The 14,835-nt window shown below is 74.0% G+C and carries 14 protein-coding genes and 1 pseudogene; 14 read left to right on the top strand and 1 reads right to left on the bottom strand.

Translation table 11 applies throughout. The annotated features are described in order from the left end of the window. Window positions 1-177 precede the first annotated feature (177 nt). From OG335_RS00485 to OG335_RS00435, 11 genes and pseudogenes are all read left to right on the top strand, one after another. Window positions 178-1,629, top strand: a complete 1,452-nt coding sequence (locus tag OG335_RS00485; RefSeq protein WP_405008925.1) for a condensation domain-containing protein — start codon at window positions 178-180, stop codon at window positions 1,627-1,629. Between the two features lie 120 nt (window positions 1,630-1,749). Then, window positions 1,750-2,643 (top strand): diiron oxygenase, encoded by an 894-nt coding sequence (locus OG335_RS00480; protein WP_405008926.1) that lies wholly within the window; start codon window positions 1,750-1,752, stop codon window positions 2,641-2,643. An 83-nt stretch (window positions 2,644-2,726) separates the two neighbouring features. After that, the gene (locus OG335_RS00475) at window positions 2,727-3,587 is read left to right on the top strand and encodes an aminoacyl--tRNA ligase-related protein (protein WP_405008927.1); all 861 of its coding nucleotides are present in this window, start codon (window positions 2,727-2,729) and stop codon (window positions 3,585-3,587) included. Next, complete coding sequence (locus tag OG335_RS00470; RefSeq protein ID WP_405008928.1) at window positions 3,574-4,641, top strand: NAD(P)H-dependent flavin oxidoreductase; 1,068 nt, start codon at window positions 3,574-3,576, stop codon at window positions 4,639-4,641. The genes OG335_RS00475 and OG335_RS00470 overlap by 14 nt, the downstream gene beginning before the upstream one ends. Next, window positions 4,620-5,249 carry a holo-ACP synthase gene (locus OG335_RS00465; RefSeq protein ID WP_405008929.1) on the top strand — a complete coding sequence of 210 codons (630 nt, stop codon included), beginning with the start codon at window positions 4,620-4,622 and terminating at the stop codon, window positions 5,247-5,249. Before OG335_RS00470 ends, OG335_RS00465 begins: the two co-directional genes overlap by 22 nt. Then, window positions 5,222-5,530, top strand: coding sequence for an acyl carrier protein (locus tag OG335_RS00460; RefSeq protein WP_405008930.1), 309 nt, complete (start codon window positions 5,222-5,224; stop codon window positions 5,528-5,530). The genes OG335_RS00465 and OG335_RS00460 overlap by 28 nt, the downstream gene beginning before the upstream one ends. After that, the gene (locus OG335_RS00455) at window positions 5,527-6,756 is read left to right on the top strand and encodes a hypothetical protein (RefSeq protein WP_405008931.1); all 1,230 of its coding nucleotides are present in this window, start codon (window positions 5,527-5,529) and stop codon (window positions 6,754-6,756) included. The genes OG335_RS00460 and OG335_RS00455 overlap by 4 nt, the downstream gene beginning before the upstream one ends. A gap of 43 nt (window positions 6,757-6,799) precedes the next feature. Beyond that, window positions 6,800-7,540 carry a class I SAM-dependent methyltransferase gene (locus tag OG335_RS00450; RefSeq protein WP_405008932.1) on the top strand — a complete coding sequence of 247 codons (741 nt, stop codon included), beginning with the start codon at window positions 6,800-6,802 and terminating at the stop codon, window positions 7,538-7,540. Between the two features lie 85 nt (window positions 7,541-7,625). Then, complete coding sequence (locus OG335_RS00445; RefSeq protein WP_405008933.1) at window positions 7,626-7,940, top strand: hypothetical protein; 315 nt, start codon at window positions 7,626-7,628, stop codon at window positions 7,938-7,940. 94 nt (window positions 7,941-8,034) lie between these two features. Then, a pseudogene (locus tag OG335_RS00440) lies at window positions 8,035-9,372 on the top strand (polysaccharide lyase family 1 protein); the annotation flags it as partial. Continuing rightward, window positions 9,364-10,410, top strand: coding sequence for a pectinesterase family protein (locus OG335_RS00435; RefSeq protein WP_405015275.1), 1,047 nt, complete (start codon window positions 9,364-9,366; stop codon window positions 10,408-10,410). The pseudogene OG335_RS00440 and the gene OG335_RS00435, both read left to right, overlap by 9 nt. Window positions 10,411-10,726: 316 nt before the next feature. Here the strand turns inward: OG335_RS00435 and OG335_RS00430 are convergent, their stop codons facing one another. Further along, window positions 10,727-11,335: a hypothetical protein gene (locus OG335_RS00430; RefSeq protein WP_405008934.1), complete on the bottom strand. Its 609-nt coding sequence runs from the start codon at window positions 11,333-11,335 to the stop codon at window positions 10,727-10,729. 196 nt (window positions 11,336-11,531) lie between these two features. Between OG335_RS00430 and OG335_RS00425 the strand changes: the two genes are divergently transcribed. The 3 genes from OG335_RS00425 (at window position 11,532) to OG335_RS00415 (ending at window position 14,769) form a co-directional block, all read left to right on the top strand. Beyond that, window positions 11,532-12,410, top strand: coding sequence for a GyrI-like domain-containing protein (locus tag OG335_RS00425; protein ID WP_405008935.1), 879 nt, complete (start codon window positions 11,532-11,534; stop codon window positions 12,408-12,410). A 363-nt stretch (window positions 12,411-12,773) separates the two neighbouring features. Next, window positions 12,774-14,066, top strand: coding sequence for a chitinase (locus tag OG335_RS00420; RefSeq protein WP_405008936.1), 1,293 nt, complete (start codon window positions 12,774-12,776; stop codon window positions 14,064-14,066). A 436-nt stretch (window positions 14,067-14,502) separates the two neighbouring features. Continuing rightward, window positions 14,503-14,769, top strand: coding sequence for a hypothetical protein (locus tag OG335_RS00415; protein WP_405008937.1), 267 nt, complete (start codon window positions 14,503-14,505; stop codon window positions 14,767-14,769). The last annotated feature ends 66 nt before the right edge of the window (window positions 14,770-14,835 follow it).

The raw sequence follows: 14,835 nt of genomic DNA, 5'->3' as shown, positions 1-14,835 counted from the left end.
GGGGAGGCCCGCCGCCCGCAGGCCCGCGTGTCCGCGGCCGCGCAGACTCCCTCCTTCTCCTTCCCCCGCGCCGACAGCGGCGACCCCGGCAGCGGCGACCCCGACTGCGGCCGCGCCGGCTCCCCGCCCACCCGACCGCCCGCCCGCACCGGCGCGGCGTCGCAGCGAGAGGAACGCATGGAAACCCGACCCGCCGGCTCGGCGGACTTCCACGGAGGCCGCGCCGGAAGTGCGCCCATGACGTGGGGCCAGCGAGCGATCTGGAAGTCCATCAAGTGGCTCGACGAGGGCGCCCACTACTTCAACATCAGCCGCACCCTCGACCTGCCCGACGGACTGACGTACGACCAGGTCACGGCGGCCGTGGGCCTGCTGGTGCTCCGCCACGAGGTGCTGCGCACCCGCTTCCACGACGACGACCGGGGACCCACCCAGGAGGTCGACGCCGAAGGCGCCCTGCCCGTGCCCGTGCTGGACACCTCGGCGGCGGACCCGGCGACCGTCGCCGCCGACCTCGCGCGGGAGCTCGCCGGCCGCGCCTTCCGGCACGACACCGAATGGCCGGTGCGCTGCAGCCTGGTCCTCGACCGGGGCCGCCCCGCCCACCTGGCACTCGTCTTCTCGCACCTCGGCGCCGACTTCTCGGGTGTCCGGGAGGCGCTCGCCGACCTCCGCGAACTGCTGGCCGGCCGCGTCGGCCCCGTGCCCGCGTGGCAGCCGCTCGACCAGGCGCGTCACGAGACCGAGGGCATCGGCGCGGCCCGCGGCGCGGCGTCGCTGGAGTACTGGCGCCGCACCCTGCGCAGTGTCCCGGCCGCGATGTTCCCGGCGGTCGTCGAAACCGAGGGCGAAACCGAAACCGGAACCGAGGCCGATCCCGGGTCAGCGGCCGGGGCCGGGGCCGGGACCACCGGCACCGCGGGTGCCGACGCCGAGCGGTTCGTCCGGCTGCGGCTCGACTCCCCGGCACTCGCCGTGGCGGCCACCCGCATCGCCGACCGCTGCCAGGTCAGCACCGGCACCGTCCTCCTCGCCGCGACCGCCGCCGTGCTCGGTGCCTGCACCGGCCACGGCATCGTCGCCCTGCAGCTGATCGCCGTCAACCGGCACGACGACCGCAGCCGCCACCTGGTCGCCGCCATGGCCGAGAACGCCCTCTTCGCCCTCGACGTCGGCAGCGGCACCTTCGACGACGCCGTGCGCCGCACCTTCCTCGCCGGCATGAACGCCTACCGCTTCGCCCAGTACGACCCGCTGGCCATGGACGACGTGCTCGCCGAGGCCCGCGAGGCCGCCGGCGGACGCCTCGAACTCGGCTCCTTCTTCAACGACAAGCGGATGCACGACCGCTGGTCCGACCTGCCCGACACCGGTGACTCCCCGGAGGCGCTGCGCGCCCTCGCCGGGAAGAGCGAGGTCACGTTCGTCGGCGCGTGGGAGCGCCAGGACGCGGTCTTCTTCGTGCACACCGCCTACGACCCCGGCAGCTGCCTGCTGCACCTGATGGCCGACACCCGGCTCGTCCCGCGGCCCGCGATCGAGCGCGTGCTGCTCGCCTTCGAACGCCTGCTCGTGGACGCCGCCCTCGGCCCGGTCGACCTCGACGGCTACGCGATCCCGACGGGCTGACCCGCCCGACGGACGCCCCGGCCCCGCCATCGCACGCGTCCCGCCGCCGCGTGCCCCGCCGCCATGCCCGACCCACCCTGCCGCCCTGCCCCGCACCGCCGCACGAGCCACGGAGGACCCATGACGACCGCCACCAACCCCCAGCCCGTGTGGGACGACGAGGTCGCCACCGCGGTGCAGCGCCTCACCGCCGCCGCCGAGAACGACTACTACAACCCGTACCAGACCTTCGACTGGCCCGACGCGATCCCCGAGGGCGCGCTCTGGATGAGCGAGGACCTGATGACGGTGCACGGCACCGCCGCCGCGGCCGACCTCACGCGCGAGCAGTACCTGGCGCTGGCCAAGTGGGAGAGCGTCAACTTCTACAGCCTCAACGTGCACGGCATCCGCGAGCTCCTCCAGGAGGTCGTGCAGCGCATCCACGCCCCCGGCTACGAGATCCCCACCCCGTTCTTCCACCACTTCCTCGGCGAGGAGAACGAACACATGTGGTTCTTCGCCGAGTTCTGCCTGCGCTACGGCGGCAAGCTCTACCCGAACCGGGCCATGGCCTTCTCCACCGAGAAGCACTCCGCGCTGCTCGACAACTTCATCGTCTTCAGCCGCATCCTGATCTTCGAGCAGATCGTCGACCACTTCAACAGCAGGATGGCCGCCGACACCGCGCTGCCCGAGACCATCCGCGCCATCAACCGCGTGCACCACCAGGACGAGTCCCGCCACATCGCGTTCGGCGCGCAGCTCGTCCGCGCGCTCTGGGCGCGCCTTCAGGAGGCCGGCGACGAGCGGGAGAACGGCCTCGCCCGGCAGTACGTCGAGAAGTACATCGCCACCTCGATCCAGCAGCTGTACAGCGTCGACGTGTACCGCGACGCCGGCATCGCCGACCCGTTCGCGTTCCGCACCCGGCTGCTCGCCGACCCCGCACGGACGGCCGTGCACGAGGCCATCGCCCAGCGCACCACCGCCTTCTACCGCCGCATCGGCCTCCTCGCCCCGACCGCCGGCTGACCCGCCGCACCGCACCGCACCGCACCGCACCCCGCGTTCCCGCCGACGCGCCCCTGCTCGCCCCACCGGACGAAGGTCACCCCATGGCACCGCGCACCGCCGCCCCCGCACTCCTCGACGGCTCCGTCACCCTCCGGAACCCCGGACCCGGCCTGGTCGTGCTCGAACCCGCCCGCGCCGCGCTGCTGCACGAGCTCGACGGCCTCTTCACCGGCCTCGCCGACCTGCTCGGCGCCCCCGGCGTCGTCGGCCCGCCGCTGCTCCCCGCCGACGGCCTCGCCTCGCTCGACTACTTCCGCAACTTCCCGCACCTGGGCGTCGCCGCCGCCCGCTTCCCCGAGGACGCCGTCGACGCGCTCGCGGCCGGCCGCGCCGTCGCCGACCAGCCCGTGCAGCCGACCGGCTACCTGCTGCCCTCCGCCACCTGCTACGGCCTGCTGCTCTCCCTCGCCGGGCAGGAGGTCGGCGACGACCTGCGGCTCACCGCGATCGGCCGGTGCTTCCGCAACGAGGACCACTACGACGGCCTGCGCCGCCTGTGGGGCTTCCACATGCGCGAGGTGCTGTACCTCGGCACCGCCGACGGCGCCCGCGACCACCTCGCCGCCTCCCGGACGTTCATCGACGACCTCGCCGAGCGGCTCGGCGTCCCGCTGACCTACCAGCCCGCCAACGACCCCTTCTACGACCGGACGGGCTCGCGCGCCAAGCTGATGGCGCTCGACCCGGTCAAGTACGAGTTCGTCGCCACCGACGGCACCGCCATCGCCTCCGTCAACCGGCACCGCAACTTCTTCGGCGAGCGGCTCGGCATCACCTCCGACGGGTCGGTCGCGCACAGCAGTTGCACCGCCTTCGGCGTGGAGCGCTGGGTGCACGCCATGGTGCTCGCGCACGGCACGCCGGAGCGCGCCCTGGAGCGGGTCCTCGATGTCCGCGGCTGACCCGGCTGACCCGACCCAGACCCAGATCCAGACCCCGGCTCCGGTTCTTGCCGCCGTTCCCGCTCCGGCCGAGGCCGCCGCCCGGGGCTGCCGGGCCCTCGGCACCGACCTGCCGCTCGTCCAGGCCGGCATGGGCGGGATCGCCTCCCCGGCCCTCGCCGCGGCCGTCAGCGACGCCGGCGCCCTCGGCACCGTCGCGCTGTACCGCAGCGACGGCCCGCAGAGCGCCGCCCTGATCGCCGACACCGCCCGCCGCACCGGCCGTGGCTTCGGGGTCAACGTCATCCCCGAGGTCGCCGGCCGGGTGCTCGCCGAGCAGGTGCGGGCCCTGATGGAGACCGCCGACCGGCCGCTGCTGCTCAACAGCTACGGCCTGCCGCCCGAGCAGCACGTCCGCGAGGTCCTGGCGGCCGGCCACCGGCTGCTCGTGCAGGTCGGCACCGCCGCCGACGCCGCGGCCGCCGCCGACCTCGGCGCCCACGCGATCGTGCTGCAGGGCGTCGAGGCGGGCGGCCACCACCTGGGCGGCGGCTCCACCGCCGACCTGCTCGCCGCCTACGACCTGGCACCCCCGGTGTTCGTCGCCGGCGCCGTCGCCACCGGCGCCGACCTGGTCGAGGCGCTGCGCGCCGGGGCGAACGGCGCGCTGTGCGGCACGGCGTTCGTCGCCACCGCCGAGTCCGCGGCGCACGACGCCTACAAGCGGGCACTGGTCGGGGCCGGCCCCGGCGACACCGTGGTCACCGAACGCTTCTCCATCGGCTGGCCCGGACGGTCGCACCGGGTGCTGCGCAGCCCCGTCACGGAGGCGGCCGAGCCGCCGCCCGCCACGTTCGTCGCCTGGACGACCGTGATGGGCGCCCGCCGTCCGGTGCCCCGGGGGTCGGCCGCCGCGCCGACCGTCGAGGCCGACGGCCGGGTCGACGAGATGGCCCGGTACGCGGGCCTGGGCTGCGGGCGGGTGACCGCGATCGAGCCCGCCGCCGTGGTGGTCGCCCGCTTCCGCGCCGAGTACCGGCAGGCGCTGGCCGCGTGCGCGTCCCCCGCCCGGTGACGGCGTCCTGGGACACCGTGCCCGCCGACCGGACGCTGCACGCGATGCTGGACCGCCTGGTCGGCCCGGGCGCGGTCACCCCGGGCGCGGTCGGCCGGGGTGCGAGGGCCGTCGCGCCCAGGGTCGGCGTCGACCTGGTGCACATCCCGCGGGTCCGCGCGCTCGCCGAGCGCCACGGCGCGCGCTGGCTGGCCGACCACTTCACCGAGCGCGAGCAGGCCGAGCTCGCCGTGGTCCGCGGAGGCCGGGCCGCCACCCTGGCCGGACGGATCGCCGCGAAGGAGGCGTTCATCAAGCTGCTGGCGCCGCGCAGTCGCCTCGTGCTCACCAGGGACATCGAGGTGCTGCGTGCCCCGGGCGGCGCACCGCTGGCCCGCCCCGCGGCCGGAGCGCTGGCCGAGCTCCGCAGCAGCGGCATCGACCACTGGTCGCTGAGCATCACCCACGAGGGGGAGTGGGCGCTGGCCGTCGCCGTCGGCAGCCGCCCGGTCCCGGCCCCCGATCCCCTCGCACCCCTGCCCGACCCCGACACCGACCCCCTGCCCGACCCCGACCCACGACCCGCACCGGAGGAGCCGTCATGCAGCAGATCGCCGAGTGGATCCTGAGCAAGAACCCCGAACTCGACCGCGAGATCACCCGCGACGAGGACCTCATCGAGGGCCGGCTGATCGACTCGCTGGACTTCCTGGAGTTCATCTACCTCCTGGAGAGCCTGTCCGGCGAGGTCATCGACCTGCAGGAGGTCAGCATCGACGACTTCCGCACCCTCACCCGCATCCAGGAGCGGTTCCTGGCCGGCACCGCAGCGGCAGCCGCATCCGCATCCGGCGTCACAGCCGGTGCCGGTGCCGGTGCCGCCGACGTGCCGCAGCCGGCGGGCCGGTGAGCGCCGCCGCCGTCCGGTTCGGCAGCTGCGACGCCGAGCGCCTCTGGCGGCCGACCGGGCAGGCGGCGCTGCCCGCCCTGCGCGACCCCCACGCCGAGCTGCTGCTCGGCGGCATGGACGAACTCCTCGCCGTGCTGTGCGGACCCGACGACGTGCTGGTGACCCGCCACCGCGCGCCCGCCGCCTTCGCCGAGGTCATGCGGGAGGCCGGGTTCGGCGCGCGCCACGTCACCGCCCCCGGCCCGGCGGACCTGCCCGTCGAACAGCGGCTCGCCGAGCACGGCCTGCCTGGCCTGGAGGGCGCTGCCGCGCAGCCGTACGCCGTGGTGCCCGGCACGCACGAGGCCGCCCGGCGGCTCGGCCTCGCCGGCACCCTGCCGGACCCGGACGCCGTGCGGCGGGTCAACTCCAAGACCTGGTCGACCCTGCTCGGCCTGCCCGGCTCCGGACGCGTCGTCACCACCCTGGCCGAACTCGACGAGGCGGCCACCGTGCCCTGCGTCCTCAAGGACCCGTACGGCGTCGCCGGGCAGGGCAACAGGGTGGTCGACTCGCCGGCCCGGCTCGCCCTCGTGCGGCGCGGCCTCGAACGCCTCCCGCAGGACGGCCTGGAACTCGTCGTGCAGCCGCTGTACGAGCGCGGCGACGACTTCGCCGCGCACCTGGTCGTCGCCCCGGACGGCGGCACACGGTGGCTGGGGGTGCGCCGGCTCGTCAACGAGGGGCACTCCTTCCGCGGCTCCGGGCCGGTCACCGCCGAGCTGATGCACCGCCTGGACCGCGCGGGCTACCGCGAGACCGTGGAGAAGGTCGCCGCGGCGGCCGCCGCCGAGGGCTACCACGGCCCGCTGACCGTCGACTCGATGACCACGGCCGACGGCACCCTGGTGCCCGTGCTGGAGGTCAACGCGCGGCTCTCCCCGGGCCTGATCGCCCTGCACCTCGGCGCGCCGCTGCGCATGGCCTTCGTCAAGGTCGGCGACGAGCGGTTCTTCGAACGGTTCGTCCAGGCGCTGGCGGAACGCGGCCGACTCGCCGTCGGCGGCCGCCCGGGCATCCTGCCGCTCGCCGCGTCGACGCTCGTCCCGCCGCGCGGCTGGCTGTTCTACGCCGTGCTCGGCGAGGACACCGCCGACGGCCGGGAGACTGCCGACGGCCGGGACACCGCCGGTGGCGCGACCGGCGCCGACCGGTGCGTCGCCGAGGTCCTGGCGGCGCTCACGTGACGGACCGGACCCGAACGGCCCTCGACACCACGGAGGATGACACATGGCAGCAGTTCCGCACGACACCCGCGCCGCCGAGGAGTACCGCCTCGCACGCGAGATCCCGCGCGACGGCCTGACGGCCTGGCGCACCGCGATCGGCGAGGCCGCCCGGCTCAAGCCCGGCATGACGGTGCTCGACGTCGGGGCCGGCACCGGCGCCTTCGCCACCGCGTTCCGCGACTGGTACGGCGTGCGGGTGCTGGCCGTCGAACCCGCCGAGGCGATGCGCGCCCTCATCCCGGTCGGCGGGGGCGTCGAGGTGTTCGACGGGCGCGGCGAGGCCCTGCCGGTGCCGGACGGCTGCGCCGACGCGGCCTGGCTCGGTTCGGTGGTGCACCACCTGTCGGACCTGGGGGCGACCGCCCGCGAACTCCGGCGCGCCCTGCGGCCCGGCGCGCCGGTGCTCGTCCGCAACGCCTTCCCGGGCCGGTACGGCCGCGACCTGCGGGTGCGCTTCTTCCCGGAGACCGCCGACGGGATCGACGACTACCCGACCGTCGACCGGCTCTGCGCGGCGTTCGCCGAGGCCGGCTTCGCCCGCGTGTCGCTGGACGCACTGCCGCAGCAGAACGCCCCCACGCTCGCCGAGTTCGCCCGGCGGATCCGCCGCGGCGCCGACTCCAAGCTCAAGGCGCTCGACGATGCGCAGTTCGAGGCGGGCATGGAGCGGTTGCGCGCCGCCGCCGCGGCGGACCCCGCCGAGCCGGCGACCAGCTGGATGGACCTGCTGGTCCTGGCCTGAGGCGGCCGCGGGCGGAGGCCGCCGGTGCGCCGTCCCGGCGTTGCAGCGGAGGGTGGTCGAGGATCTCGACGTACATGATCCGCCCGTGCACGACGTCGAGGTTCAGCATGCCGTGTTCGGGCAGCAGCGCGACGCACCGGTGGCCCTCCCCGTAGGGGTGGCCCGGCCGGTGCTCGGCGGTGCGGATGCTCTGGCAGAAGTCGTCGCCGCAGCCGCACGCATCGACCAGGCGGAGGTCCCACGCACAGACGGCCAGTTCGCGTTCGCCCTCCCGCTCCAGGAGGGTGGTCAGCTCCGCGACAAGGCCGGGGTACGTCTCACGGAGGAGGGGGTGGTCCGGCGGCATGAGGAGAGGTTAGCCGGACCAGGGCTCCGGAGCTACGGAGTTGTCGGCCCGTGAGGTCCGCGACCCTTCTCCGGACCGGCGGCAACCTTCCCGTCCCCGGCGGCGACCGAGGGGTGAACAGTACACCTCACCCCAAGGAGCACCCGGCATGCCCGCTTCCCCGCACCGCCGCCCCACCGGTCGCCGACGTCTCGCCCTGATCGGCGCCGCCGCCGTGGCCGCGGCCGGCCTCGGCGCCGTGCCGCTGGTCATGAACGCAGACGCCGCCGCCACCGACCTCGCCCACGCCGTGCTGCCGGCGAAGGACGGCTGGGCCGCGAGCGGCTCCGGCACCACCGGCGGCCGCGACGCCGACGCCGCGCACGTCTTCACCGTCTCCACCCGCGCGGAACTCGTGAAGGCGTTGAAGGCCGGCCCGGCCGACGCGCCGCGGATCATCCGGGTGAAGGGCGTCGTCGACGCCAACACCGACGACGCGGGCAAGCCGCTGACCTGCGCCGACTACGCGGCGGGCACCGGCTACTCGCTGACCGCTTACCTCAAGGCGTACGACCCCGCCGTGTGGGGCCGGTCCACGGTGCCCTCGGGCGGCCAGGAGAGCGCGCGCAGTGCCGCCCAGGCGAAGCAGGCGGCCCGGGTGGTGCTGAACGTGCCGTCGCGGACCACGATCGTCGGCGTGCCGGGCACGGGCGCGGGGATCACCGGCGGCAACCTGACCGTGAAGAACGCGGACAACGTGATCATCCGCAACCTGGCGTTCACCGACGTCCGCGACTGCTTCCCGCAGTGGGACCCGACCGACGGCTCCACCGGCAACTGGAACTCCGCCTACGACGCCGTCAGCCTCCGCGGCTCCACCCACGTCTGGGCCGACCACAACACGTTCTCCGACGCCCCGCACCACGATGCCGCCAACCCGTCGTACTTCGGCCGCGAGTACCAGGTGCACGACGGCGCGCTCGACATCACCAACGCCTCCGACCTCGTCACCGTCGAGTACAACACGTTCACCGACCACGACAAGACGATGCTGATCGGCAGTAGCGACAAGGACACCAAGCTGCGGGTCACCCTGCACCACAACGTGTTCCGGGGCATCGTCCAGCGCGCGCCGCTGGCCCGGGTCGGCCAGATCCACCTGTACGACAACTACTACGACACCACGCCGCTCGACGGCTACCAGCACTCCTACAGCATCAACTCCCGGGCCGGCGCCCAGATCGTGGCCGAGCACAACTACTGGAAGCTCGCCTCCGGCCGGAAGGCCTCGCAGCTGCTGAGCGGCGACGGCACGGGCGCGGTCGCAGGCAGCGGCAACCTCGTGAACGGCACCGCCACCGACCTGGTCGCCGCCTACAACGCCGTCAACTCCAAGAAGATCAAGACCTCCGTCGGCTGGACGCCGACGCTGACCGCCGGCCTGGAGCGCTCCGCCGCCGGACTGCCCGCCGCCCTCAGGGCCAAGGCCGGTGCCGGGGTGCTCACCGACACCGGCGCGATCGGCACCGCCACCCCGTCGGCGAGCGCCAGGGCCACCGTCGCCGCGTCCCCCTCGGTTGCCGTGGCCGCGGGCCGTACGCTCGCCGTCGCCGCGGACGGCTCGGCCGCGTACCGCACGGTGCAGTCGGCGGTGGACGCGGCCGTGTCCGGTGACACCGTGCTCATCGCCAAGGGCACCTACCGCGAGGTGGTGAACGTGCCGACGGCGAAGAAGGGTTTGACCCTGAAGGGCGCCACCGGCAACGCCGAGGACGTCGTCGTCACGTACGACAACGCGGCCGGCACGAAGAAGGCCGACGGGTCGACGTTCGGCACCGAGGGCAGCGCCACCGTCACCGTCACCGCGAACGACACCCTGCTGACCGGGGTCACCGTCCAGAACACCTTCGAGCGTTCCGCCCACCCCGAGATCACCGCCACCCAGGCGGTGGCCCTCGCCGCCCGCGGCGACCGCCAGCAGTACGTCAACTCCCGCTTCATCGGCCACCAGGACACCGTCCTGAACTGGGCGCCGTCCGCCACCGGCCAGTACCGGCAGTACTTCCGCAACTCCTTCGTCGCCGGCGACGTGGACTTCGTCTTCGGCAACGCCACCGCCGTCTACGACCGCGTGAACATCACCCTCCGCGACCGCGGTGCCGCCGCAGGCGGCAACAACGGATACCTGTCCGCGCCCAACACCGACGCCTCGAAGCCGTACGGGATCCTCGTCACGGACAGCACGATCAACAGCCCGGCCAAGGCGAACACCTTCTACCTCGGCCGCCCGTGGCACCCGTCCGCGAACGCCGTCGGCCAGCTCGTCATCCGCAACACCGCGCTGCCCGCCGCCGTGAAGACGGCGGGCCCCTGGACGGACATGAGCGGCTTCTCCTGGAAGTCCGCCCGCTTCGCCGAGTACGCCAACACCGGCGCCGGCGCTACCGTGAACGCCGACCGGCCGCAGCTCACCGCCGACCAGGCCGCCGTGTACACCGCCCGCCGCTACCTCGCCGGCACCGACGGCTGGAACCCGGTGGGCTGACGACCCCGACCCCGACCCCGACCCCGACCCCGACCCCGACCACGGGGCGCAGGGTCCGGCGCCGGTCCCCGCGCGCCCCTCCGCCGTCCGGCCTGGTCTGCCGCTGACGCTGAAGCGCTCCCGCCGCGTGGCGTCCGTCGGAAGAACCGGTACCAGGGACGTTTGACGGGCGGCAGCCGGGTCGCGAAGAACGGCTTCCAGCCGGGCGCCCCGACCTGTGTCAACCGCCTCTCCCCGGCCGCTCCGGCCGCACGGACCGTCCCTCGACGTCGCTCGCCTTCTGCGTCCATGGAGGCGGGCGACGTCGAGGGGCGGCTCAGGAACGGAAGCCGATGATGCCGAGGCCGGGGTGCTCCTGTGCGGCCCGCATCCAGTCGAGGCACTGCATGACCGCGTCGGCGACGGCGGGCTCCAGCGGCGGGGCGTGGTCCGCCCGCTTGGTGGCCTCGAACTGCTCCAGGGCCTTTTCGATCATGGTGGGGGTCCACTCGCCGCAGCCCGGTGTGAACGTGTAGGGCAGGGGGGACGGCGCGCAGCCGAGGCTGAAGTCCTCGACGGAGACGGCGGTGATGTGCAGGGCCTTCAGCCCCTGGTCGACCACCGACAGCCAGTCGCCCCGGTGCGGGGTGAACGAGGAGTTGTCCAGGAACGCGCCGGTGAGCGCGCACAGCCGCTTGTAGGCGTAGCCGTACTGGAAGGCGTGGTCCTCGCGGTCGGAGAAGGGGCCGCCGTGGACGACGGCGCGGAGTGCCTCGTAGGCGGTGGGGGCGCCCTCACCGATCTCGTGGCCGAAGTAGCTGTCGTCGCGGGCCAGGTCGCGGCCGAAGCCCGTGCGGACCGCTTCGAGCAGCTGCTCGTCGCCGGATCCGACCAGGGCGCGGGTGGCGGCCGTGTCCAGCAGATAGACACTCAGGGAGGAACTCATGCAACGACCCTAGAGGCGGCCACCGACAGCGCGAGGCGCGGCCCGAGGTACGGCTCGACACGGCCCGGTGTCCGACCCGACGTCCGGCCCGGCAGGGCGCGCCGCGGCGGGTACCCGACCGAAGCGGGCACGGTTGGTCGGGTCGGGCAGGGTGGACCCTCCCTACGGTGGACGAACAGAAGGAAGGAGACCGGGCTTGCTGGACCGACTCAACCAGGCGATGGCGTCGATCGAGGAGCACCTCGACGGGACGATCGACGTCGCCGACCTGGCCCGCACCGCGCTGACCTCGGAGTACCACCTGCGGCGGATGTTCTCCGCCCTGGCCGGGCTGCCGCTGTCGGAGTACGTCCGACGGCGCCGCATGACCGTCGCCGGGGCCGAGGTACTCGCCGGGGAACGGACGCTGCTGGAGATCGCGCTGCGCTACGGCTACACGTCGGCGGAGGCGTTCGGCCGTGCGTTCCGCGGAGTGCACGGCATCGGCCCGGGCGAGGCGCGCCGCACCGGCGCCGCCCTGCGGTCCCAGCCCCGGATGTCCTTCCGCCTCGTCGTCGAAGGGAGCACCACCATGCAGTACCGGATCGTGGAGAAGGCGGAGTTCAGGGTCGTCGGCCGGACGGCCCGGGTGCCGCTCGTGCACGAGGGGGCGAACCCGCACATCGCCGTCCTCATCAGAAGCATCGAGCCGGAGACCCTCGGGCGGATCGCCGCGCTCTCCGACCAGGACCCGGACGGGATCGTCTCGGCGGTCGTCCATCTCACCGGCAGCCGCGAGGAGGGAGCCGAACTCGACTACTACCACGCGGCGGTGACGTCCGGCGCCGCGACGGACGACGACCTGGAGGGCCTCGACGTGCTCAGCGTCCCGGCCGGCACCTGGGCCGTCTTCGAGAACCACGGCCCCTTCCCGGCCGCGCTGCAGTACCTGTGGCGCGACGTCTTCACCGAGTGGTTCCCGTCCAACCCGTACGTCACCCGGCCCGGGCCCGAGATCCTGCGGACCCGGCCCACCGAGGACTGGTCGGAGGCGGACGCGCAGCTGTGGATCCCCGTGGACCGGGCACCGGTCTGACGGACGCCCGCGGCGGAGGAGCGGAGGAGCGGAGGAGCGGAGGAGCGGAGGAGCGGGGTGCGGGCGGCGCGGGGGTGCGGGGGCGCTGGCGGCACGGGCGGAGTGGCGGAGGGCGGGGTGCGAGCCGCCGTGCGGAACGTGCAGGTGAGTTGCTGATCGTGCCGGGATTCCGTTCCGGACCTTAAGAGAACCCCAAGCCTTCGCCGGGCCCTTGACCCCCGTAGGTGGTCCAGTCCATTTTATGGAGCAGGCCGGTCCGCGTCCGGGCCGAAGTCCCGCACCGCGCTCCTGCGTTCGTCGTCATCCGTCCCCGGCTCCCGCTTTCGGGCGGCCCCGTACACCCATGCCCGGAGAGGTTCCCCCATGGAACGCACCCCGCTCCGCACCTCCGCACCCGGTCGGCACCGCCGGCGCCGCGGTGCCGTGGCCGTCGGCGTCACCGCCGCCCTCGGCCTGCTGGCCGGCGGCGTCGCCGCCCTGACCGCCGGCAACGACGCGCTCGCCGCAGTCGCCGCCACCGACGCCCTGGGCAGCAACTGGTACGCCTCGGCCCCGTACCTGATGCCCGAGGACAACAGTCCGCCGGACGCGGCCGCGGTGATGGACGCGACCGGCCAGAAGGCCTTCCAGCTGGCGTTCATCCTGGACTCGGGCGGCTGTAAGCCGGCCTGGGGCGGCACCTCCTCGATCGACACCGACACGGTCATGCCCGCCGTGATCCAGAAGATCCGCAGCAAGGGCGGCGACGTCTCGGTCTCCATCGGCGGCTACGGCGGCAACAAGCTCGGCCAGAGCTGCGGCAGCCCGGAGGCGACCGCGGCCGGCTACCAGAAGGTGATCACCAAGTACGCGCTCAAGGCGATCGACTTCGACCTGGAGGAGCCCGAGTACGAGAACACGGCGGCCATCCACAACGAGATCGGCGCCGCGAAGATCCTTCAGCGCGACAACCCCGGTCTGTACATCTCGATCACCACGGCCGGCACCAACGCGGGCACCGGCTGGTTCGGCACCCAGATGCTGAACGAGGCCAAGTCCCAGGGTTTCACCCCGAACAACTACTCGATCATGCCGTTCGACGGCGGGTTCAACGGCGCCGCCGCGCAGACCGACGCGCTGGTGAAGTTCAACCAGATCCTGCAGACCACCTTCGGCTGGAACGAGGCCACCGCGTACGCCCACGAGGGCGTCTCCCTGATGAACGGACGGACGGACGCCGCCGAGTACTTCCGGCAGGCCGACTTCCAGACCGTCCTCGACTTCGCCACCGCGCACAAGCTGGCGCGCTACACCTACTGGTCCGTCAACCGCGACCGCCAGTGCGCCGGCACGGTCGACCCCGGGCTCTCCGGCTCGTGCTCCAGCGTGGCCCAGAACGACTGGGACTTCACGAAGTTCACCGTCCGCTTCGCCGGGGCGACGCCGCCCACCACGCCGCCCACGACGCCGCCGACCAGCCCCCCGCCGGGCAGCCCGAGCCCCAGCCCGACCTCCGGCACCTGCACCCAGCCCGCGTGGAGCGCCACCACGACCTACACCAACGGCAACAAGGTCTCGTACCAGGGCCACAACTACCACGCCAAGTGGTGGACCCTGAACGAGGTTCCGACGGCCAGCGGCCAGTGGGGCGTCTGGGCCGACGACGGCCCCTGCTGACCCCGACACCCTGAGCGTGGACCGGCCCCCGGCAACCCCGGGGGCCGGTCCACGTCGTCATGACGGCGCCTCCCCGCGCCGGGGCGAGGGGGCGCACGACGGCGTCGAGGACGACCGCGGTGCGGGAGCGGTCCCCGAACGGCCGGGATCGCCGGCGGCCCGCGGCCGAGGTCATGGGCGGACACCGGTGTGCCCCTGCCCGTCCCACCGGGGGATGCGCACCGCCCACCGGACCTCGACGGGACCTGCCGCGGGCGGGCAGGTCACCGCGGGCGGGCTGGGGCCCGGACGACCCGGAGCGCGGGCGGCGGTGCACCGGAGGGCCGGCCGGGGCCGCCGTCACGGGCCCGGCGTTCCGGGGCGGAGGGCCGGCAGCCGGACGTGTCCGGAATCGGCCCGGGATGTGCAGGTATCGTGCATCCGGAAGGAGGTACTCATGATTGCTGGCCCGGGCTTCTGGGATCTTGAGATCGAGCGAGCCGGCTGGTCGCGTGTGCTGTCCCCCGGGACGGCCGGCTTCCCGGAGCTCGCGGGGCGCGGCAGTGTGTGGGGCCGCAACTGCTACGTACGCGGCAACGACCGCCTGGTCATCGAGTGGTCGGACCAGGTGTCGATATTCGCCGCCCTCCGCAACGGCAGGCTCTGCCCGGTGGGGTCCGCCGAAGACCTGTCGTCCGCCATAGGAGCAGGCGGCAGGGGTTAGGGCGGCGCGCCGCCGCTGCCCCGGATCGACCGCGGGAGCACCGTGAGGGCGGTGACGTGGCAGGGG

It is taken from the genome of Kitasatospora sp. NBC_01539 (genome assembly GCF_045040525.1).
In the GTDB taxonomy this organism is placed as follows: Bacteria; Actinomycetota; Actinomycetes; order Streptomycetales; family Streptomycetaceae; genus Kitasatospora.
Note: the sequence above shows the minus strand (reverse complement) of the source record. Positions and strands in the feature narration are given on the sequence as shown.

Excerpts from the sequence above, each read along its gene's own strand:
- OG335_RS00485 (WP_405008925.1), top strand. The coding sequence starts at position 178 with ATGGAAACCCGACCCGCCGGCTCGGCGGACTTCCACGGAGGCCGCGCC.
- OG335_RS00480 (WP_405008926.1), top strand. The coding sequence starts at position 1,750 with ATGACGACCGCCACCAACCCCCAGCCCGTGTGGGACGACGAGGTCGCC.
- OG335_RS00475 (WP_405008927.1), top strand. The coding sequence starts at position 2,727 with ATGGCACCGCGCACCGCCGCCCCCGCACTCCTCGACGGCTCCGTCACC.
- OG335_RS00470 (WP_405008928.1), top strand. The coding sequence starts at position 3,574 with ATGTCCGCGGCTGACCCGGCTGACCCGACCCAGACCCAGATCCAGACC.
- OG335_RS00460 (WP_405008930.1), top strand. The coding sequence starts at position 5,222 with ATGCAGCAGATCGCCGAGTGGATCCTGAGCAAGAACCCCGAACTCGAC.
- OG335_RS00450 (WP_405008932.1), top strand. The coding sequence starts at position 6,800 with ATGGCAGCAGTTCCGCACGACACCCGCGCCGCCGAGGAGTACCGCCTC.
- OG335_RS00430 (WP_405008934.1), bottom strand. The coding sequence starts at position 11,335 with ATGAGTTCCTCCCTGAGTGTCTATCTGCTGGACACGGCCGCCACCCGC.
- OG335_RS00420 (WP_405008936.1), top strand. The coding sequence starts at position 12,774 with ATGGAACGCACCCCGCTCCGCACCTCCGCACCCGGTCGGCACCGCCGG.
- OG335_RS00415 (WP_405008937.1), top strand. The coding sequence starts at position 14,503 with ATGATTGCTGGCCCGGGCTTCTGGGATCTTGAGATCGAGCGAGCCGGC.